The organism is Pseudoalteromonas sp. L23 (assembly GCF_021728455.1).
Taxonomy (GTDB): domain Bacteria; phylum Pseudomonadota; class Gammaproteobacteria; order Enterobacterales; family Alteromonadaceae; genus Pseudoalteromonas.
In genome coordinates this window covers 223,568-243,702 of sequence record NZ_JAKKCW010000010.1, presented here as the reverse complement: position 1 = coordinate 243,702, position 20,135 = coordinate 223,568, and the positions used below count along the sequence as shown (strand labels likewise).

The 20,135-nt window shown below is 41.1% G+C and carries 16 protein-coding genes; 5 read left to right on the top strand and 11 right to left on the bottom strand.

All coding sequences use genetic code 11. The features are described 5' to 3' along the window. The first annotated feature begins 983 nt into the window (after nucleotides 1–983). A complete protein-coding gene (locus L3V43_RS17000) occupies nucleotides 984–1,751 on the top strand; it encodes a DNA/RNA non-specific endonuclease (protein WP_010607546.1) in 768 nt (255 codons plus the stop codon). Between the two features lie 55 nt (nucleotides 1,752–1,806). Here the strand turns inward: L3V43_RS17000 and L3V43_RS16995 are convergent, their stop codons facing one another. Next, entirely contained in the window at nucleotides 1,807–2,517 is a 711-nt protein-coding gene (locus tag L3V43_RS16995; RefSeq protein WP_227388115.1) for a MauE/DoxX family redox-associated membrane protein, read from the bottom strand. 358 nt (nucleotides 2,518–2,875) lie between these two features. Between L3V43_RS16995 and L3V43_RS16990 the strand changes: the two genes are divergently transcribed. After that, nucleotides 2,876–4,420, top strand: coding sequence for a PAS domain-containing methyl-accepting chemotaxis protein (locus L3V43_RS16990; protein WP_227387838.1), 1,545 nt, complete (start codon nucleotides 2,876–2,878; stop codon nucleotides 4,418–4,420). 130 nt (nucleotides 4,421–4,550) lie between these two features. Here the strand turns inward: L3V43_RS16990 and L3V43_RS16985 are convergent, their stop codons facing one another. Then, nucleotides 4,551–4,943: a hypothetical protein gene (locus L3V43_RS16985; RefSeq protein WP_010607543.1), complete on the bottom strand. Its 393-nt coding sequence runs from the start codon at nucleotides 4,941–4,943 to the stop codon at nucleotides 4,551–4,553. A 426-nt stretch (nucleotides 4,944–5,369) separates the two neighbouring features. Between L3V43_RS16985 and L3V43_RS16980 the strand changes: the two genes are divergently transcribed. Next, nucleotides 5,370–5,777 (top strand): hypothetical protein, encoded by a 408-nt coding sequence (locus L3V43_RS16980; RefSeq protein WP_010607541.1) that lies wholly within the window; start codon nucleotides 5,370–5,372, stop codon nucleotides 5,775–5,777. A 91-nt stretch (nucleotides 5,778–5,868) separates the two neighbouring features. Next, nucleotides 5,869–6,786 (top strand): M14 family metallocarboxypeptidase, encoded by a 918-nt coding sequence (locus L3V43_RS16975; protein ID WP_206471095.1) that lies wholly within the window; start codon nucleotides 5,869–5,871, stop codon nucleotides 6,784–6,786. A gap of 130 nt (nucleotides 6,787–6,916) precedes the next feature. On the opposite strand, the gene L3V43_RS16970 is transcribed toward L3V43_RS16975, so the two are convergent. Beyond that, on the bottom strand, nucleotides 6,917–7,504 hold the full coding sequence (locus tag L3V43_RS16970; RefSeq protein ID WP_010607539.1) for a CBS domain-containing protein: 588 nt from the start codon (nucleotides 7,502–7,504) through the stop codon (nucleotides 6,917–6,919). A gap of 591 nt (nucleotides 7,505–8,095) precedes the next feature. Between L3V43_RS16970 and L3V43_RS16965 the strand changes: the two genes are divergently transcribed. After that, nucleotides 8,096–9,052 (top strand): FHA domain-containing protein, encoded by a 957-nt coding sequence (locus tag L3V43_RS16965; RefSeq protein WP_010374789.1) that lies wholly within the window; start codon nucleotides 8,096–8,098, stop codon nucleotides 9,050–9,052. Nucleotides 9,053–9,100: 48 nt separating this feature from the next. Here L3V43_RS16965 and L3V43_RS16960 read toward each other — a convergent pair whose 3' ends face one another. The 8 genes from L3V43_RS16960 to norR all read right to left on the bottom strand — a co-directional run bounded on the left by L3V43_RS16960 (nucleotide 9,101) and on the right by norR (nucleotide 19,756). After that, nucleotides 9,101–9,613 (bottom strand): Mpo1-like protein, encoded by a 513-nt coding sequence (locus L3V43_RS16960; RefSeq protein WP_102058604.1) that lies wholly within the window; start codon nucleotides 9,611–9,613, stop codon nucleotides 9,101–9,103. 90 nt (nucleotides 9,614–9,703) lie between these two features. Further along, complete coding sequence (locus L3V43_RS16955; RefSeq protein ID WP_010607536.1) at nucleotides 9,704–10,072, bottom strand: DUF1294 domain-containing protein; 369 nt, start codon at nucleotides 10,070–10,072, stop codon at nucleotides 9,704–9,706. Nucleotide 10,073: 1 nt separating this feature from the next. Beyond that, nucleotides 10,074–12,227 (bottom strand): exonuclease domain-containing protein, encoded by a 2,154-nt coding sequence (locus tag L3V43_RS16950; RefSeq protein ID WP_237116946.1) that lies wholly within the window; start codon nucleotides 12,225–12,227, stop codon nucleotides 10,074–10,076. Nucleotides 12,228–12,305: 78 nt separating this feature from the next. Then, entirely contained in the window at nucleotides 12,306–15,617 is a 3,312-nt protein-coding gene (locus L3V43_RS16945; protein ID WP_237116947.1) for a response regulator, read from the bottom strand. Then, on the bottom strand, nucleotides 15,614–16,843 hold the full coding sequence (locus tag L3V43_RS16940) for an ABC transporter substrate-binding protein (protein WP_237116948.1): 1,230 nt from the start codon (nucleotides 16,841–16,843) through the stop codon (nucleotides 15,614–15,616). The genes L3V43_RS16945 and L3V43_RS16940 overlap by 4 nt, the downstream gene beginning before the upstream one ends. Nucleotides 16,844–16,995: 152 nt before the next feature. After that, complete coding sequence (bfr, locus tag L3V43_RS16935; protein WP_039491612.1) at nucleotides 16,996–17,478, bottom strand: bacterioferritin; 483 nt, start codon at nucleotides 17,476–17,478, stop codon at nucleotides 16,996–16,998. Nucleotides 17,479–17,481: 3 nt separating this feature from the next. Next, complete coding sequence (gene bfr, locus L3V43_RS16930) at nucleotides 17,482–17,952, bottom strand: bacterioferritin (RefSeq protein WP_130165333.1); 471 nt, start codon at nucleotides 17,950–17,952, stop codon at nucleotides 17,482–17,484. 241 nt (nucleotides 17,953–18,193) lie between these two features. Then, a complete protein-coding gene (gene norR, locus L3V43_RS16925; protein ID WP_323054437.1) occupies nucleotides 18,194–19,756 on the bottom strand; it encodes a nitric oxide reductase transcriptional regulator NorR in 1,563 nt (520 codons plus the stop codon). Nucleotides 19,757–20,135 lie beyond the last annotated feature (379 nt).

Below are 20,135 nucleotides of genomic sequence, written 5' to 3'. Positions count from 1 at the left end.
TGAGTTCCTGTTGTTCGATAAGTTTCAGCCATTGCTCTGCGGTTTTGTGTTTAGGCATGGTCAGCTCCGAATTGAGGTCAGAGCTGTACTTTATAGGCTGAGCGTATTCAGTAGCTAGGTGTGGTTCAGGCGACGCTTACTGTATAATTTACAGCGCAATTATTAGCAACAGCAATATGTTAGGTTTTATTCGGATACCTCACGAGGGGTCACGTATGTTCATGATTGTACACGTTTGAACACAGTTAATTTTTATGGGGTGTCAGGGGTCGCAGGTTCAAATCCTGCTATGCCGACCAGTTTTTCTACACTCTATTCAATAAGTTAACTTCATTCATTTCCGTTCGTAAAATACGCTGTATTAGTATCTTAGTAATATAACTTTTCCAATTTTCGTTCGCTATTCCTGTTCAGACTTATGAACTTTGTTTTCTTTGACGTACTAGAAGCTCACCTCAATGAGCATCGCTAGCGACTCCTTTCAATGTCAACGCCTTAAAACAATGTAAGAAAAATTCCTCGTCAGAGGCAAAGCCTTCAAAAACGAATGACTCTGATGACTAATTCAGCTTGAATAGATTGATTTGCCGAAATAAGAACACCAAAACATATCGCTGATGTCGGCTATTAAATGCTTTCTCCCGACACAACCTCTCACTTTAAACTTCAAACAGTGTAGTTTCTACTTCCAGTACTCTACGTGACAAGACCAAAAGGCATGCATTACTCAGGCTTGGATTATTTGTGCCTATTCCATTATGTAGGCTCTGCTCCTAACCTCTATTTTCCAGTTAATTAGTAAAATGAAAATGAGGGATTCTTAACATAATTTATAGCTATAACGCCTTATAAATCGGTTCTTTCACAGTAGTTTTCAACTAACAGCAGCAATCAAAAAACACAATATATTTACATCAAGGTAATAATACTGACAAATAACCAACCTAGTATTGCGTGACTTTCAATTAAGCACGGAGATTAAAATGAAATTCGCAATACTCATGCTTGCAGTCAGTGCGACTGCAAATGCAAACACCAACATATGTAGCAACTACGGTTGCCCAACTGGCACACCATCAAGTAATGATATCGTTGAGCGACCTATATATGTGCTTAGCAATAATCGCGCAACAAAGTTTGCGGACTGGGTAGCATACAAAGTCACACCAAGCACAATTGACGGACCAAGCCGTTCTAGAACTTGGAAATCAGACCCTAAAATTGCAAGTAGATACACGCTAGAGCCAAGTGACTACAGCGATGCGTGGGCAACTATCCATACAGATAGAGGTCATCAAGTGCCTTTGGCGTCGTTTTCCAATACATCCAATTGGAGCGATACTAACTATCTCTCGAACATTACCCCACAATCATCAAACCTTAATCAGGGTCCATGGGTTAAATTAGAGAATGCAGTGAGAAGTTTAGTGCGAACGGGCGAAAATGCCTATGTGTTCACGGGTCCCTTGTATGAATATTACTTTGCTACCTTGCCTGGTGCTGATGAATCTCACACTATTCCGTCAGGCTATTTTAAGGTCGTCGTCACAATAGCTGGCTCAAATGTGAAGGCTTCTGCTTTTATCATGGAGCAAACTTCTGGAAGATACCTTGATTACTGCAAAACAGAAGTAACCATTGACGAAGTAGAACAAAGAGCAGGCCTGAATATCCTACCTAGCCTGCCAAGCTATAAAGCCACCGACATTGAGGGTCGAGTCGGCGGTCTTAGCGCACCACTAGGTTGCTAGTTGTGACGGCTACCAGTTGGTAGCCCTTTAGTGCCTAGCAGGTCTTATTCGAACTTTAGGTTAGCTTAAAATAGCTGAGCAACATAAGCCACCCTGCACCAAACATAACCACATTTTCGGTTAATGATATAAAACCTAAAGGCACATCAGTGTCACCACCAACACATGCACATTTGAGCACTCTTTTATCAATATATACGGCCTTAAACACTGAGATTGCGCCTATAAACCCTATGAATATTGCCACTGGTGCATAATAAATGGCTGGCAAAGTTGTTAGCATGCAAACGCCGGCATATAACTCTAAGTAGGGGTAAGCATACGCGTATTTTAGGTGACGCATCGCTAACAAATCGTAAGTGATAAAGGAGTTTGTAAAGCTATGAACATCGCGTATCTTTTGTACCGCGAGTAACAGCATGGAAAACCCAATAAAGGGCATTACCCATTCCACAAGATTATTGACAGGAAATTGTATCGCGAATGTGACCAGCAGAGCGACTAAAAATATCGAAAGTACTGGCCAGTATACGCTTTTCTTTTCCTTATGTGACGGCTTACCTAGATATCGACGCAGCGCCTCATAGCCACCAATACGTTCATCGTTAATAAATATTTGTGGTGTAGTGTCAACGCTATGAGTGGCTTTAAATTCATCCGTCTGTTCCCTTGACTTGAGCACTCTGTCGTCTACATAAAAACCCTCTCGTGAAAGCAAATCCTTAGCTCTGAGACCAAAAGGGCAAATGTGCGATGAGGTATGCATTCGGTAAAGTGTCGCATTTTTCACTGGTGGCTCCCCCTATTTTATTACAAACATAAGTAGAAATTACCGACCGAGTAAATCAGCTAAGAAAAATCTGCCGACATTAGCGCAATTTCAGCTTAATGATTGTAACTAAAGCGAATTCCATACCACCTTTAATTACACTCAATAACATGAAAGCTGGTTGAATTTATTGATGCATCACAATCAAATTAACCTCGAATGAGGTAACCAAAGATAAACCTGATCTTGGTCAGAAAACACGTTATTAAAGCGCAATTCGGGTAAAAAAACCTTCTGACTATAAAGTCTTAGATTTATATTTCGCCTTGTCTTTAGCTACCGAGATAAAAAACAAATGTCAAAAATAATGGGTAGGGAAATAAAGTTAGGCAAGCACAGTGTATTGCTTTCAACAACGGATCTGGACAGTCGAATTACATACGCAAATCAATCTTTTTGTGACATATCAGGCTTTAGCATTGAAGAAATGCTTGGTCAGCCCCACAACTTAGTTCGTAATCAGGATATGCCAAAAGCGGCTTTTAGAAATATGTGGTCTACCATTCAAAATGGCCAATCTTGGATGGGACCTGTTAAAAACTCAACAAAAAATGGGGATTACTATTGGGTAAACGCTTTTGTCACTCCCATTAAAGACGAGCGAGGCAACATAGTTGAATACCAATCTGTAAGAACTTGTCCTTCTCCCGAGGTAATTAAACGCGCAGAAAATGCTTATCGCACTCTTGATAGCCAACAAAAAACGAGTCGCTATGACAGCACTCGCCTCTCATTTATGTTATTGCTTTTCATCGCGATAACTTTGCCTCTAGCATCGCTATTAAACAACCATTGGTTTACGCTGCTACCTTTGACTCTACTATTCATCACAATTGCGTTAACCGCACGTTTTCGCTCTAAATATAAAGCTTTGCTCACACAAGCCAAAACGATTTTTGATAATGATTTAATGTCTGTGGTATACGGTCAATCTCGCGATCGGGTTGCTGATATTACACTAGCATTTGAAATGCAGAAGGCAAAAATTTCTGCGGTGGTGGGCAGAGTAAACGACGTGTCCGTTCGAGTAAGTGAAAATGCAAAACTTACTACACAAAGCGGCCAATTTGTTGCTGAACTACTAAAGCAGCAAACAAGCGAGGCAAAAGAAATGGTCGTTTGCATGGACGAATTTTCACAAACGATTGACGAGCTCTCAGAAAACGTAAACCACGCTGCTGATGCGGCTAATAACTCAGAACAACAGGCTGGGCGTGGTAAAGCCGCAGTAAAGGATGTCATCGACTCGATTCACTACCTTGATGAGCATTTAATGGAAGTGAACAATGCCGTGAACCGCTTAGTCTCCGGTAATGATCGAATTCAAAATATCCTTAGTGTTATCAACTCTATCGCCGATCAAACCAACTTGCTTGCGTTAAATGCCGCAATTGAAGCCGCCCGAGCGGGCGAACATGGGCGAGGATTCTCAGTTGTAGCAGATGAAGTTCGCACACTTGCACAACGCACACAAACTTCCACAGAAGAAATCACGCAATTACTTAAAGAGCTAAATGATATTTCCAGCTCCGCTGTTGAGTCAGTGCAAAAAAGTAATAGCTTATCAAATCAAAGTGTTGATCTTGCAAAAAATAACGGTTCAAGCCTTGATACCATTCAAAACCATGTGATGCATCTAGCCGACTTAAATCGCAGTGTTGCCGCCGCCATTGAACAACAAAGTTGTGTGGTAAAACAGATAAGCATAAACGTTGACAGCGTGACTACGCTCGCAGAGAAAGGCACGGAGCACGGCGAGAAATCTTTTATTTTAAGTCAAGAATTGCTGACTCAAATCGAGCAGCAAACGCGCCTAATACAGCAATTTTCTCAAACATGAGAAATCAAAGTGAAACAGGACTTAATGTATGCGTACATTAAAGCCTAATCAGTAACTACTCTTAAATATCAGTGGACCTAAGCATTTTACTAGACAAATTAGGTCCACTTAGTTCGCAAATAAAACAATGTTATAGTTCCGCCTCAAGAATGGCGAGTGCCTCCTTTTCTGCCTGTTTCACATTGCCATCAGCTTCAATAACACGCACGGCTAGATCTTTCGCAAGTTTACGCATCGGTTCATCAATAATGTTATTCATGCGGTGTTGCACATAAGCTTCAATATCATTATTTTTTATCGCAACAACAGACTTTGACAGGCTGTCTTCAATATAATCGTCTAATGCGATTGCAGAGTTCCAATGTAGGCTTTTTGCCCACTTTCGCACAACATGCTTTTCACTTTCGCTGATGACACCGTCAACACCAATAAACAATAGTGCGATATCAATTAGAGCTTCTTTTTGCATCTGATCGACGCAAACACCAGTATCAAAGTGGTTTAATAGCTGTTCAAATTTCATAATTCTTCCTTAACCCTTTTCTGCAAATTAAGATCACAGATATTTCAAGACGGAACAAAAAACGCTAATGTTTAAACATATGCTAACTTTTTCCATTTGTCATATTAAAAAAGTGCAAGTTCATTTACACCTCATTCCAAAGCTTGTTAAAGGTCAAAAGGACTATCGAGTCCAACTTATTACATTTTATTTTTCACAATATAAGAAGCATCCAAACTCCTTCAACATTACGGTCTGTATCGCTAAAATGGGTTACGTATGCTGGTCACAAGCACCAATACATACGAATAAAGAACCAGCCTCCCCAAAAAGCATCAATCTTAAAGTTTGAATTAGTAAGAAAAGTTCTAGACCTCCACAATTGATTCATTTTGTTGAAATAATTTGCACACTCTCAAAATCAATCAAAGAAAAATAGGAACAACAATGAAAGAGTTAAAATTAGGAATGAACTTATCATTTTTCATTTCCCTTTCTATTATCGCGCTTAGCTTGCTTATCTTAGATACTTTAATAGTGTCTGAAAGAATTAGCATGATTTCGTTTGTCCAATTAACGCTATCTGCGGCAATCATGTTTTATATTGCTACAGGGCTATGGGCAATATTCAGTGGTCAAAGCCGAGTAATCATCTGCAATCAAGGTGTGGTTTATCACAGCTTGTTAGGTCAAAAGCACTATATTCCAGCAGAAGAAGTGGAAAAAATTTCCGTAGAAGGATTACTATGGTTTAGTTACACCAAACTTTATCTTACAACCGGAGAACTAAGGATCTGGTCTTTCAAACCCAATCTTGCGCAACAACATAGCCTTAAACTACTCGGGTACATTTAATTCTATCCTTATTCGCGTGTAGTAAGTCTCATAAAGTTGCTTTCAAAACGAGGCATTGAGTAAGATAACCTAAACTTATAACGAGGTTATTATGCAAAGACAATATGCTATAGGTACGCTCGGCGTACCTTGGACTTCAAAAGAAAAAACATTGTGGTTAGAAAACCAATCGATAAAACGCTCATATTCTGAAGAAGTCGTAACTCAAATAGAAGCGCTCAAGCACACTTTTGACGTCACCGAGTATGGTCAGCTTGACTACCCCAACCAAACTTATTCTCTATATGCATTAACAACAAAAAACTGGCAGCAAAACAAACCGACCATACTGGTTACCGGTGGCGTGCATGGCTACGAAACAAGCGGTGTACATGGTGCTCTTGCTTTTGCCAAATCAGAAGCACAACAATATGAACAGGCTTATAATTTCATTATCTTGCCTTGCTTGAGTCCTTGGGGCTATGAAACGATAAACCGCTGGAACCCAGAAGCCGTTGACCCTAATCGCTCTTTTTATGCGGATAGTCCAGCGCCTGAGTCTCGATCAGCAATAGACTTTGTCAATAAGAAAGCAGCGGATATTCTGTGTCATGTTGATTTACACGAAACCACAGATTCCGACAACTCAGAATTCCGCCCAGCATTGGCAGCAAGAGATGGTAAAGAGAATCATAATTGGAACATTCCTGACGGTTTCTATTTAGTCGGACATACACAAAAACCGGAAGCTAAATTTCAAAAACGTATTATCGAAGAAGTAGCTGCGGTAACACAGATTGCTGATGCAGATGACCATGGGCAGTTAATCGGTGTTGATTTAGAACAGCACGGTGTGATTAATTATGACGGTACTGCGCTAGGTTTATGTATGGGTATGACAAATGCCGCTTTTGTAACAACAACAGAAGTTTACCCTGATGGTCAAAACGCAACACCAGAAAACTGTATCGCGGGTCAAGTGGCAGCAATTAGAGGGGCCATTAAATACCTACAAAACGAAAGCCTATAAGGTTTCAGAAGGTGTGGTTTGTTAAAAACCACACCTAGGAGCTAGGAGAATGAACAGGATCTACCAAGTTGTCATATTGTTAAGCGCTAAACTTTTCCGGTGAAAACAACACGACCTGTTATAATAAAACCTAATTCGCTAAGTCTTCCTTACCGCTAACAACCCCAAAGATTTCTTTGAATGAAGTCGGTTTTTGCAAAATACTCACTGGAATATGCAATGCTCTTGCGATGTCACTAGCTGAGATCATACCTCTGAGCCCTTCCGAACCAACCAATAAAACGTGCTGCAATCCTAAACTTTGTAAGGTTTCAAGCACATCTCCTATTGTACTTTTAGCAACCATTTCATAGGGAACAGCGTAGAGCTCTTCTTTACTCACCATCACATCTTCAACGCACACATCTTCTCTCGACACCTGCTTTCGCTGGGCAACACTTAAGACCTTTCTACCCGTAAGGTCGCGACAGTTTACCACTCCCAAGAAATTATCATCTTCGTCGACAACGAGCTTTGAGCGCACATGGCCATTTTTCATCATGTATAAAGCATGATCAATATCGACGTCTTTTGCTATCACCTGAGGCTGCCTGCGAGTAAAGTCAGTCACCACCTTAATCGCACTACTGTCCATATTTAAAGGTTCTGAATCGAAGTGATCACAAAGCTGAAATACCCCTTCCAACTTAACGGTTTTTAACGCTTTGTATTGGCCCATTTTATACTCCTGCTTCTATAAAGCTCTTCGAAAGTCTGGTTTTTATGTTGCTGTGAACAATCCACAACTAAAAATAAAAAGAACAACCAGTGCAAAGGCAGTAAAAAATTATTTTAGGTAACTGGAAAAGTAAGAGAGATTACGAAAACTCGAGCACATGAGAGCTAACCTCACTCCTCTCTAATTAAAATATGGTTTATACAGTGAATATATTCAAGTCAATGAAGTCTAAAACTCCTGTAATCTCAGTGTAATGCCGTGTAATAGCTAAATTTAAGCAAACGAATTAGACTGAAGATGTTTGCTAGGATTTATCACCCTAATATCAAACAATTGGTTTAGGCATTGGAGTTCCGCGTCAAACTAGAAAAACTGTAATTCCAAATTAGACCAAGCCGGTACGATAAGTACTGGTGAATTCTTCCCTCAACGAGACCCACCTCGTGGGTCTTTATCATTGAGTAGAAGGAAATAAAATTGTATGCTTCACGGCACTTATACATTGATATAGATGAAATTTACGCCTTGCTGAATTGTGATATCTATTTTGTATAAGCATGTAATTTTCATCAAAGTTATACGGAACTAACTATGGCTTATTTAATCGACGAACAGAAACTCGAACGAGTCTATCTTAAAAGCTATCATACGGTAGGCCGCTATAAATATAGTGTAGATACCTTGATAGACAAGCCGGGAGTATCGCGACATCACGCCATTATCGAACTCAATGAAAACAAATGGTTTATCAGAGATGTGAGTACAAACGGCATCTGGATAAACGATAAAAAGCTCGACAAGAACCTGCCGTATCAGCTATTCGAAAATGATAAGATTGATTTTGCAGCACCTGGTCAAAACTCGTTTGTGGCGGCGAACTTGCAAACAGAGTGTCAATATCTAGTTTCTCAGTCAAACAACCAAAAAGTAGTAGAAGTAACGAATCAACTTCTACTTCCTAGTGAAGATGATCCTAAACACATCATTTACTATGATAAATTGCTCAACTATTGGTTTTTAGAAGATCTCAATACCTCAGATCGACAAGCCTTAATAGATGGCAGTATTGTATCGCTGATGAACGACCAATGGATGTTTTTTTCTGCCACGACAATCGCTGTAACTAAGCACCTTGAATGCCAAAAAGCTGCCAAGCCAATGGCGCTAGAGTTCAATGTAAGTCAAGACGAAGAAGATACCCAATTAACACTAAGTGTTGACGATAAACACCTAGATTTAGGTGTCAGAAGTCATCACTACTTACTGTTGCTGCTTGCCAGAACTCGGATCCAAGATAAAGATGCTGGCCTTGAATCGGATGTTCAAGGTTGGGTTTACCGCGATGACTTAGCAAAAGCACTCGGCGTACAAACAAACCATATGAACATTATGGTTCACCGCGCACGCAAGCAATTTGTCGATTCTGGTGGCGAAGATTACCCAGAAGCAACCTTTTTATTAGAAACTCGCTGTGGTCGAGTAAGATTGAATTGCCAAGATATCACGATAATAAAAGGCTCTAAATTAGAAACTCGCATGACAACTTAAGCGATATTGTTAGTTGGGCAGAAATAGCATTTCTGCCCAACTATTTACCTATGCCTTATACTCTCCAGCATTATTCACTATTTTGCTTTCGAGCTCTTTACATAGCCCCAATACGAATAAAAGCTCTACAAGTACAAACAGTGGTCCAATTGCTAAACCAATCAAATCATCGACAAACGCAGGCTTTTTTCCCTCAAAATAATGCCCTATAAACTGTAACACCCAACCTACAAAGAAAACACCAGCCCAAAACAATACCGTCATTATTCCTGCATTAACGATGAGCGGACTCAACGTTTGAACAAGAAAATAAAAAGCCAGTATGATGGCGCTCATCATGAGCCCAAAAATGGGGGATAGCATCAGGTAATAGCCACATAAAACGACCCCTATCAGCGCGGCAAGGGTGATGGTCACTCCTGATACACTGAATAGCGGGATAAAAGTCATACCCACAACAGCAATGACAATTAACGGGATCCCAAAAAAGTGAGTCAGAATGTTTCTTTTGCTGCGATGATACATGGCATACTGACTTAATAACGTCTCTAGTTTGTTCATTATTGTTCTCTCATTGATACCAATTATCCTACTGATAATTAGTCAATAAAGAAAATTTATCAATAAAAAATTCTATTAGCTTATTAGGGCCTATATAAATAACCAAATAAACAGCATACCGAATACAATAGTCTGCATTATGAGCACCATCAACAACTTAAAATTAAAACTAGGTTTGATGGTTTTATGCCTGAGCATATACATTGCCACTGGTGTGATAATATTGAGCCCAAGTAACCCACACAGTAGTAAATTACGCTCAGGAATGCGTGATTGAGCAAGCGTTGAAGCGCGCTTATCCCACCAAAAAAGTGCAAATATAAATAAATTAATAACCAACAACACCGCTGCAGAAATAACCGCTTGCCAAGGTAGCTTAGATACGCAAAGCGCCCCTAACCACACGCCTGCGCCCCAAAAGAGGCCCATCTGCTGATGCATTAAACGAACCGCTGACATGCTACTTTTCCTGTCTTATGGTGTTGATTTCAATGAAAATTTCAGCTGTAGCATAAGCATCATCCATCGCCCGGTGATGATTAACCAAAGGTACATTCATCGCTTGGCAAAATGCCCCTAGCGCATATGAGCGCAGGCCCGGCACAAACTTTCGGCCTAACTGCACAGTACATAACTTCGCACGAGTAAACTCTCGGCCGACTCGAGCAAACTCCTGCCGAATAAAGCCATAATCAAAGTTCACATTATGCGCGACAAAAATAGCACCTTGGCTAAACCGCTCAACTTGCTCCAAAATTTCAAAAAAACTTGGAGCATCACTCACCATTGCTTGAGTGATCCCTGTCAGTTCAGTGATTTTTTGTGGGATACGACGCATCGGATTAACAAGTGATTGCCATTTAGCAACGACCTCGCCGTTAACCACTTTTACCATGGCTACCTCGGTAATGCGATCAAACTCTTTGTTGCCACCGGTGGTTTCAATATCAACAACGACATAAGGTTGCTCTTTGCAAATATGCCATTCAACGGTTTGCAGTCGCGTGGGAATATTACATTGCAAGAGTTTAGAAATGTTAACTAGCTGACTTCGGCTAAGACTATCTCCAGGTGCCTTGATTTCTTCAAACCTTAAGCCCGCTTTTTCGTCGACTATCATCAGGTCGGGAAAACCAGATTTCATCAGATGAAAATCACTACACATTAGCCTTAAAACAGATTTGACATCCTCAATTGACAAGTAAGACAATAATATTTTTATTGAGTCGAGCATCTTATCATGCCAATTAAACAACCGATTAGCTTCTCCGTAATGTTCGCTCATCTGGCGTAGAAGCCAGTTCACCCAAGCAGAAGTATCTGTAAAACTCGCTAAGCGACATTCAATCTCCTCCTCAAATTCGTTGTAAAAGCGATTTTCTTTTAACGCCAGCGGAGTTCTAGAAAACCCATTAGCAACGATACTTTTTGGGTGATAAAAGAGTTCTTGCCAAAAGGTCAATCCAAATAAGGCCAGCCAAATTTCATTTTCAACATGATAGGCCTCGATGCCATGCCGTTTATAATAAGCAATGACGCCAGCTTCTGTTTGTCCCTTAAAAGCCTCATCAATTTGGATCGCTGGTTGACTTTTTCTTAGCATATCCGTAAGTACAGAAGTGCGCTTTTGGTTAAATTTACGCTGATAAAAGTCTTCCGCGAAGATCATCAATGTTTCATCGCTTTCCCCCTGCAAAATGCGCTCTAATTGCTCTCGCACCAGCTCAACTTCACCTTGTTTATAATTATGTCGTATCAACATCTCACAAGCTTGAGGGTGCTCAGTCATACCTAGTAAGGTTTTAAAATGGGAAAATTCAGGACCTAACTTTCTGGCAAGCGTTAACAGGTACTTTGCATGTGCAGTCACAGCATATTGCCCATCAACCTTTGGCAATTGTTGCGCTGCGGCCTGTCTAGCACGCCACACTAATTCATCTTCAGGGGCATTTTTGAGCTCACTGAGTGCATTTGCATAATAAAACGCGCTCACGGCTTCTGCTTTTTGCTCAAAATGTGCATGGTAAGCGGCGTCAGCGCTCCTGGTATTCATTACACCAAGATCTCGCATCGAAAATTGCGCTAAGCTAAAGCCTACCTTGCCAAAGTACAAAAATAGAAAGTAGTCGATATCGGCTTGAAATGAGAGCGTGAGATACTGGGATAGGTATTCTTGTGTATTTAGATGTTCAACGCAGACAGATTGATTGATATACGCTACCCAGAGCGATTTTTTTGCCGATTTATTTGGCAGTGTAGTTAAATTCTCTCGCTCGGCAAGTTCAATTAAACATGGTTTAGTTAAGCAATGCAGCAGCGCTTGAAAGTCGTCTTGTTGTACCTGACGAAGTAATCCCTTTGCTTTTAATGAAAACGCGACTTCACAAATATTATTGATCTCTTCGTAGCGCAGTGAATTGATATCCAGAAAAGGAATTTTGCGGGAAATAAACCGCACTAACAAACACAATTCATCTTCAGGCAAGCGGTGTAGCTCAGCCAGCAGCTCACGCTGAGCACTACTTAATAGCGGTTGACATACTTTAAGTAAATAATCGCTAAGCTCACTAAAGTGGCTTAAGTAATATTTGGCGGGTAATTCTTTTCTCAACACAAATTCAGATAACTGTTTTTATATACAGTAAAGATTATCATAGATAGAAAATATTGCCAATTTGCTTCAGTTACCCCCTTAAGTCGTTTCTTCTGTATCGTCTGTGGAAGCGTATTCGCTTTTGTATAGCCAATATTGTAGTTTCTCGCTCAATGGCACTTCCGAAATGGGCTTCGTGAGGTAATCGTTCATGCCTGCATTTAAACACTTCTCTCTATCACCGGACATTGCATTGGCTGTCATGGCTAATATTTTTACTCCCTGATAACTCTCACCTGCGGCTCCGTCTCGGATTAACTCGGTAGTCCGATAGCCATCCATTTCAGGCATCTGACAATCCATTAAGATTAGCTCAAATTGACATTCATCTTGATGTGACTTGAGCAGTTCAATGGCAAGCAGTCCGTTTTCGGCAACTTCAATATGGGTTATCCCCAATTTTTTGAGCATACTTAATGCGACAACTTGGTTCACCTTGTTATCCTCAACCAGTAGAATACGACAAGGTTTTGGCCACGTAAATTCGGTTTCGTTCGCCTTTCTTACCAGTTTCAGATAGTGACTCGTAACCAGTGGTTTCGCATTCGCCAGCGCCTTGCCATCTTCAGCTAAAATGGTTAACGCATCAAAAAGGTCTTTAGTTGTCACGGGCTTTGGAAAATAGCCTGAATAGCCACGCTCCGCGTAAAACTGGCCATCCCCCTTGGTACCCATTTGCGTCATCATGATAAGTTTTATCGCTTTGAATCGCTTATCATTTTTTAGTGCAGCGCCGAGCTGCTCACCCGACATGCCTCTAAGCGTCATATCCAGTAAGGCGATATCAAACACATTTTTATCACGTTGGTATTCAGCTTCACACAGCGAGAGTGCTTGTATTCCAGAGCTGGCTTTATACACATCCGCCCCCCAGTGCCTCAATTGAGATTCCAAACTCGTCAAGGCTGAGAGGTTATCGTCAACTAGGAGTATTTTTATCCCTTGTAAATCAATTTTTGCAGCTTCGAATTGAGTATTATCGCCATGGATCAACGTCACGAAAAATTCAAATTGGCTACCATGTCCAAACCGACTACTAACGGCGATATCGCCATCCATTAATTCACAGAGTTGTCTGACAATGGCAAGCCCCAGTCCAGTCCCTCCATACTTTCTAGTCGTAGAGGCATCAACTTGAGAGAATTTAGCAAAAAGCCTATCCGCTTTGTCCTCTGGTATCCCTATGCCGGTATCTTCAACTGAGCAATGAAATCTCAGTTTATTATCCACTTCACTAAACCAAGCTCGGATGATGATCTCGCCTTGCTCGGTAAACTTGATTGCATTACTAATTAGGTTGGTGATTATTTGTCGAATGCGGCTCGGGTCCCCCTGCACCAATGGCTTTTCAAGTTGGGTTACATCTAGAATAAGTTCAAGTCCCTTTTTCTGTGCTTGCAACGCAACGGATTCAATCAATTCGCCAAGTAATGCCCTAACATCGAAATCTAGTGACTCAAGTTCAAGCTTACCCGCCTCAATTTTAGAAAAATCTAAAATATCGTTGATGAGATTTAATAACGACTTGGCACTGCCCATTGCTAGACTCACTTTATGTAGTTGAGTTTGAGTAAGGTGCTCATCTTCTAGCAGACTTAACATGCCTATTACACCATTCATTGGTGTGCGGATCTCATGGCTCATTGACGCTAAAAACTCGCTTTTAGCTTGCGCGCCCTGTTCCGCCGCTTGCTTCGCTTGTTCTAGCTCTTTTTTCGCTTCAACAGCAGCGGTAATATCCTGTTGGATGCCAACGAATGCAGTTAATTGATTTTGTTCGTTGAACACCGGAGAGATCTGTAAACTATTCCAAAATGCCTTTCCAGATTTGGTGTAATTGATCAATTCAACTTTGACGAATTCGTGAGCTATTATTGCTTCCCTGATTTCCTCTAACGCTTGCTGTTGGGTATGTTCACCTTGCAAAAAACGACAGTTTTCACCCAGTACCTCATCACCATATTCGGTGATTTGTTGAAATGTTTTATTCGCAAATACGATTGGCAATTCAGGCTTAGTCGCGTCAACAATCGTTATGCCGACATTTGCGCACTCTATTGCTTGAGCGAGTAAATCATTTTGTTCCTTGGCCTTTTTCAGCGCTTCTTGATGAAGCTTTTGATCGGTAATATCCGAAAGTGAGCCAACTATCCGCTTCGCTTGTCCATCTTTAAGCGCCGCGGCACCTTTTAGCCAAAAATAGCGATAGCTGTTTTGCCTCGTTTTTATTCTACACTCGACACCAAAAGGCTCTTCTTCCGTCATATGAAACTTAATTGAGTTTTCTAAATTGGGGAGATCTGCAGGGTGGACTCGGTCAAATAAACTAGAAATATGCGCAGAGAATAAAGCTTGTGTCTCTTGCGAAAAGCCTAGTAAAGATTTAAATCTATCTGAATAAAACACCGCATTCCGCTCAAGATCCCAGTCCCAAAGGCCATCATCGCTACCAAATATTGCAAGTTTAAATCGCTCTTCACTGCGTTTGAGTGTTGTCCTCGATTCTTCTAGTTTTTTGAATGGATTTAACAGAAGTTGCTTACCAAACAAATAGAGCAAGCCAAATGATAGGAATAGCCCAAAAGCAATAGCACCAATAAGATCCCACACAAATATTTTCACTTCGTCAGTGACCTGACTTTTCTCTACTCGATAGTCTAATACTAAATCGGTGGAGCCAACATCGAGACTGCTTACACTAAAGTAAGTTTCAACTTTTTGGGTGTTAGAAAAGTTAATCCACCTGCCTTTTAAACCAATGCTATGAAAAGATGTGGATGATGAGGAGCTAAGCAGACTCTCTAAACTCGTAGAAAATTCGCCAATAAGTGCTCCCTCAGCAAAGCCGTTATAGTAAATCGGTACTGCTATTGTGAAATAGTGCAGGTTGCCAACCTGAGTGAGATCTATCGCACTGACCAACTCTGCATTGATCACTTTATCGAGCCACTTTGGTTTTTGGTCTAACACTTCATGAGAATCAAAGTTTGCGTAAACAACATCGCCCAATACATTGATCACCATTAACTTTTCTTCTCTACCTATAATTTGAAAACTGCGCATAAAGTCTCGTAGCTTAGCAGCGGAGAGCCCTGTACCCATCGCACCATTTACGATAATAGGATGTAGAGAAAGATCAGAGAGTATCTGCTTACGGCTCTCAAGATACTGAGTTAAGTTGTTAACTGCGAGTTGAGCTTGGGTTTCATTTGTTTCTCTTACTAAGTCTTCGACAATGACGTTTGCTCTCAGCCCAACAAAAAGTGCACTGAGCAAAAGTGAAACGATAGCCGTTAGTCCTAAAAAGGTGTAAAAAGCGCGATTACTCGTTAAGGTAAGTTTAGTTTTCAATGCGACCCCGGGTAACTATAAACTAGTTTAATGCTGCCATTAGACTGGTATTGCCCCATACACAAGTCTTGCACGGTTAGCGCTTCATGGGCTGAATCATTTTTATCACTCCAGACACTAAAAGGCCGTTGATACATTTTTACTAGGCCGCTGACCGGCGATTGCAAATCCTCAAATGCGCTTTTTAATAAGGCTCTGTTGGTGGCGACTGAATCTGTCAGTTTTATCTGCTCCGCTGCCGCAATAAGAAGCTTGGCAATGTCATAGCCATGGATAAATCCGGGAGCTGCTTGAACAAATCCATGCTTGGCAAACTCGGTCGGGAAAAGCTGTTTTGCACGATTAAATACCCGTGCCGAAAACGCACTTAATGGTTTATTCTCAAAAGAAAAACAGCTTTGTAGGACCGCCAATGAGACATCTGCAGATAGCTTATCCCCAACCACTTTAAAAAAGTTACCCGCAGTTATCCCCCAATGACTAACAATGGGCAGGCGCTGCGCCTCGTCAATACTTGCCATGGCTTTTACAAACTCTGCGCCCTCAATCGCATTACCAACAAAAATGATACATTGCGGCTCACTTTCAATAATATTATGGACCATGATCCGTGCTTCATTCTCTTGTGTTGCCCAGTTAAACCAAGATACAGGCAGCGCGTTGTTAGGCTTGGCCGTTTTATATTCCTCTAGCAATGTGTCGTAATTAGAGCGCCCCCATGCGGTATCCTCAAGGAGTAAATGAGGAGCAACACAACCTTGTTGCTTTGCATAATTGATGAGTACTTTACCCGCTTTGGTGTCATCCACAGAAAGCCTAAAAATCCAATTATCCTTACTCGGGTATCTTGTAATTGGCCCACCAGCGGCCCAAGGAACCAACAGCAGCGCTTCACTCTCATTGATAAATTTACGAAATTTAATATAAGGAGGAGAATGAACACCACCAAGCACGAGTAAGGCATTCGGGTCTTTTAAAAATTGCTTAAAGTGAAGCAAACTACGATTACTATTACCACGATGGTCTTTGGCCACCAATTCAACCTTATAACCTTGGATTTGATTATCTACTTCATCTAATGCGGTTAGAAATCCCATTTTTATCGCTTCGGCTGACTCATTTAAATTAGAATAATCAGCGTCATGATAAATACGAAGCACTTGCTTGGAGTTTGCTGAAAGACAAACCGAGCTCAGGAGGCAGAAAAACAGTAATAATATTTTCATCGTATTACTAATCACTCAATACATAACTAAACTTTAGTTCAAATCATTGTGATTGCTTAATTCTATAGCGAATACCTTGCTCGTTATAAATTAGCAAGACAATGCATGGCACACAAAGAAACCGCACCCAAAGATAGGCGCGGTGGTTGGGATCATTCAGGGCTATTAGCAAGTTGGCTCTGAATGTAGTTTGGTAAACCAATTAGTTTGATTAAATTGATATGCTGTTCAAGCCAATAAATGTGATCCATTTCGGTGTCATCTAACAGGGTTTCGAGCATTTCACGGGTAACATAATCTTGCGCTTGCTCACACACTGCTATCACCTTTTTCAAGTGATCTTTTACCAGAATTTCCGCAGCCAAATCATTTTCTAGCATTTCTTTCACGTCAGTACCGACGTGGATCGGCGCACGAGAAGCGGTATCTGGCGTGCCTTCCAAAAACAAAATGCGCTCCGTGATCCGCTTAGCGTGATCGAGCTCTTCTTCGTATTCGTGAGATAACTTATGGTGTAGCTTCTCCAGTCCCCAATCTTCATACATTTTGGCATGCGCCAAATATTGATCCATCGAAGAAAGCTCAAGCGTAAGTTGTTTGTTGAGTAAGTCGATAACGGTAGAATTGCCTTGCATAACTTACCCCTCAATCTGCGATTGCAGATAGTTTTCAATGCCAGTATTTTTGATTAAGAAGTGTTGTGTTTCGAGCCAATCCACATAGCCCTCTTCATATTCAAGAATATCTTCAAGTAGCTCTCGACTAACATAATCCTGTTCATGTTCACACAGCGCAATTGCATCGCGCAATGTCGGAAGCTGATCGAGTTGAAACGCTAAGTCGCACGCCATCATTTCTTCGGTGTGCTCACCTATTCGTAGCTTTTCTAAATGCTGGAGGTTTGGTAACCCTTCAAGGAATAATATGCGCTCGATAAGATCATCAGCTTGCTTCATATCCTTGATAGATTTTTTATACGCTTTCTCGTTTAGCTCTTCCAGACCCCAATTTTTGAACATTCTTGCGTGTAGAAAAAACTGGTTTATCGATGTTAACTCTAGCGTAAGCACTTGATTTAGCGCTGTTATGACTTGCTTATTACCCTGCATAGGGCCCCCTAATAATGTCGAGTGACGCCCTATAACCCTAGTTCAATATTTATTCTTCGCAAGATTAAATAAAAATAACAGTTTTCTTAATATACCCTTTTAAAATAAACAACTTATAAGAGTATTAATAACAATTTTCATTACATTTAGGGTTTCATTTTTTGAACGGCTTGTATTCAATCAAAACTCAGAATAAGAAACATGCTAACTTATTGAAATTTATAAAAGCAGCTCCGGCTGCTTAACTCAACTGCTTTTTAACATCCAACCCTAAACGCTTTGCTAGTCGAACTAAATTTGCTCTATCCATTTCCAGCTCTCTCGCAGCTGCCGACCAATTAAACCCATGACGTTCCATCGCGTTAACGATCATGTCTTTTTGTAGTAGCTCAACGGCGAATTTCATGGCAACAGGAGGTGCTTTCTCTTGCGTGGTAATGCACTCAGCCTGCTGAATTTGTTGATGGTGTTTAGGCGCGATGTCTATGTCATGGATCTCAATGATATTAGCCTGCCACTGTTGATGCTTAGCTTTTAACGCTGCACGACTGACACAATGTTCAAGCTCTCTGACATTACCCGGCCAATCGTAATGCATTAACCGACTGAGTGCTTGCCTATCCATCACCACTTGTTTTGCGTTGAGCGTGCCTCTTAGCTGCTCTAAAAAGAACCCAACCAGCAGCGGGATGTCATCTAGCCTTTCGAGCAGTGGAGGAACAAATAAAGGATACACACTCAAGCGATGATAAAGATCAGCCCTAAATTTTCCGCGTCTCACCTCTTCTTTTAAATCACGATTAGTCGCAGCAACCACTCTAACATCCACAATATGAATGCGGTCAGCACCTACCGCTTGCACCTCACCGCTTTGCAGCACACGTAATAGTTTGCTCTGTAAAGTCAAACTCAGTTCGCCAACTTCATCCAAAAACAGCGTGCCGCCGTCCGCGGCTGCAAACTTGCCTAACCGGTCTTTATCGGCCCCAGTAAACGCCCCTTTTTTGTGACCAAAGAGTTCACTTTCTGCTATCGAGTCAGGAAGCGCCGCACAGTTAATTTGTATAAACGGTTTGTCATTTCGTTGGGAATTAAAATGTACGTGTTTTGCTACCAACTCTTTACCCGTTCCCGTATCACCTTGAATAAGCACATTAAATTCAGAACCAGCAACCAGTTCAATTTCTGATTTAAGCGAGTGCATCACCGCACTCTCTCCTACTAAAATTTGCTTTTTAACGGACTTTTGAGATTGGGTAAGTGTAGATGCACGTGCTTGCTCATAGAGGCGCTCAGCCTCAAACATACGTAATGCACTACTTGAGACAATTGCTTGTAGGGTTTTCATATAAACCTCAGACAAGTGCTCAAAGCTATCCGGTTTAAGACAATCAAACGTCACCAATAAGATGCTACTTTGCAGCGCGACCTTAAATCCCATGCAGGCATGCACTGGTAAGCGACTTTCTTCGGCGAGCAACAGACCATCGTAAGGGTCAGGTAAGTCGCTATTGGCAGGAAAACTAACTAGTTCGTCAGACTCGAAAATGGACATCAATCTAGGTTGCTCTGTAAGCAAAAATTGCCGCCCAACAGCGTCCGCACTCAACCCATTGCAAGCTAGGATAGTTAATGCATGCTGATCGCCATAAAGAATGGCGATGGCATCAGCGGTAACAGATTGACTCAATGCTGAAAGCAAGGACTTAGCGTATTGCTTAACCTCGCGACCCTCTTGCGCCAACGAAAGTCGTGATAACGACATACTAAGCTCAAGCAATTTGGAGAGCGCTAACGAATTCATGTCAAAAAGACTCAATTTATTCAAATAAACACTAATTAAGATAGGTCAATTTGACTCAAACATCAATAATAGAATACTAATACAATGATTTATATAGCATTTTAAAGTTGGCGTGACACCTGCAATGTGCAGTCTATATATCAACATTCGCAGAGTTAACGATGAGCCGTGCATACCAACTTTTAAGATATAGCAACATCGCCATTTTCACTTCACTCGCAGCGTTTATGCTGTCACTGCAAGTGAGTTTTTTTAGCGTTGAAAGCTTCAGCCTCTTCTCACAAATTGCAGCACATATTAGTACTATAGTATTGGCCGCCTTGATTAAGCTTGCCTACGTCATCCGCCTTGTCTGTCTATACCACCTAGGTTTGGAGGT

What these genes read in the sequence shown, in the direction of transcription:
- L3V43_RS17000 (WP_010607546.1), top strand. Translation starts at nt 984, where the DNA reads ATGAAATTCGCAATACTCATGCTTGCAGTCAGTGCGACTGCAAATGCA.
- L3V43_RS16995 (WP_227388115.1), bottom strand. Translation starts at nt 2,517, where the DNA reads ATGCATACCTCATCGCACATTTGCCCTTTTGGTCTCAGAGCTAAGGAT.
- L3V43_RS16990 (WP_227387838.1), top strand. Translation starts at nt 2,876, where the DNA reads ATGTCAAAAATAATGGGTAGGGAAATAAAGTTAGGCAAGCACAGTGTA.
- L3V43_RS16985 (WP_010607543.1), bottom strand. Translation starts at nt 4,943, where the DNA reads ATGAAATTTGAACAGCTATTAAACCACTTTGATACTGGTGTTTGCGTC.
- L3V43_RS16980 (WP_010607541.1), top strand. Translation starts at nt 5,370, where the DNA reads ATGAAAGAGTTAAAATTAGGAATGAACTTATCATTTTTCATTTCCCTT.
- L3V43_RS16975 (WP_206471095.1), top strand. Translation starts at nt 5,869, where the DNA reads ATGCAAAGACAATATGCTATAGGTACGCTCGGCGTACCTTGGACTTCA.
- L3V43_RS16970 (WP_010607539.1), bottom strand. Translation starts at nt 7,504, where the DNA reads ATGGGCCAATACAAAGCGTTAAAAACCGTTAAGTTGGAAGGGGTATTT.
- L3V43_RS16965 (WP_010374789.1), top strand. Translation starts at nt 8,096, where the DNA reads ATGGCTTATTTAATCGACGAACAGAAACTCGAACGAGTCTATCTTAAA.
- L3V43_RS16960 (WP_102058604.1), bottom strand. Translation starts at nt 9,613, where the DNA reads ATGAACAAACTAGAGACGTTATTAAGTCAGTATGCCATGTATCATCGC.
- L3V43_RS16955 (WP_010607536.1), bottom strand. Translation starts at nt 10,072, where the DNA reads ATGTCAGCGGTTCGTTTAATGCATCAGCAGATGGGCCTCTTTTGGGGC.
- L3V43_RS16940 (WP_237116948.1), bottom strand. Translation starts at nt 16,843, where the DNA reads ATGAAAATATTATTACTGTTTTTCTGCCTCCTGAGCTCGGTTTGTCTT.
- bfr (WP_039491612.1), bottom strand. Translation starts at nt 17,478, where the DNA reads ATGCAAGGCAATTCTACCGTTATCGACTTACTCAACAAACAACTTACG.
- bfr (WP_130165333.1), bottom strand. Translation starts at nt 17,952, where the DNA reads ATGCAGGGTAATAAGCAAGTCATAACAGCGCTAAATCAAGTGCTTACG.
- norR (WP_323054437.1), bottom strand. Translation starts at nt 19,756, where the DNA reads ATGAATTCGTTAGCGCTCTCCAAATTGCTTGAGCTTAGTATGTCGTTA.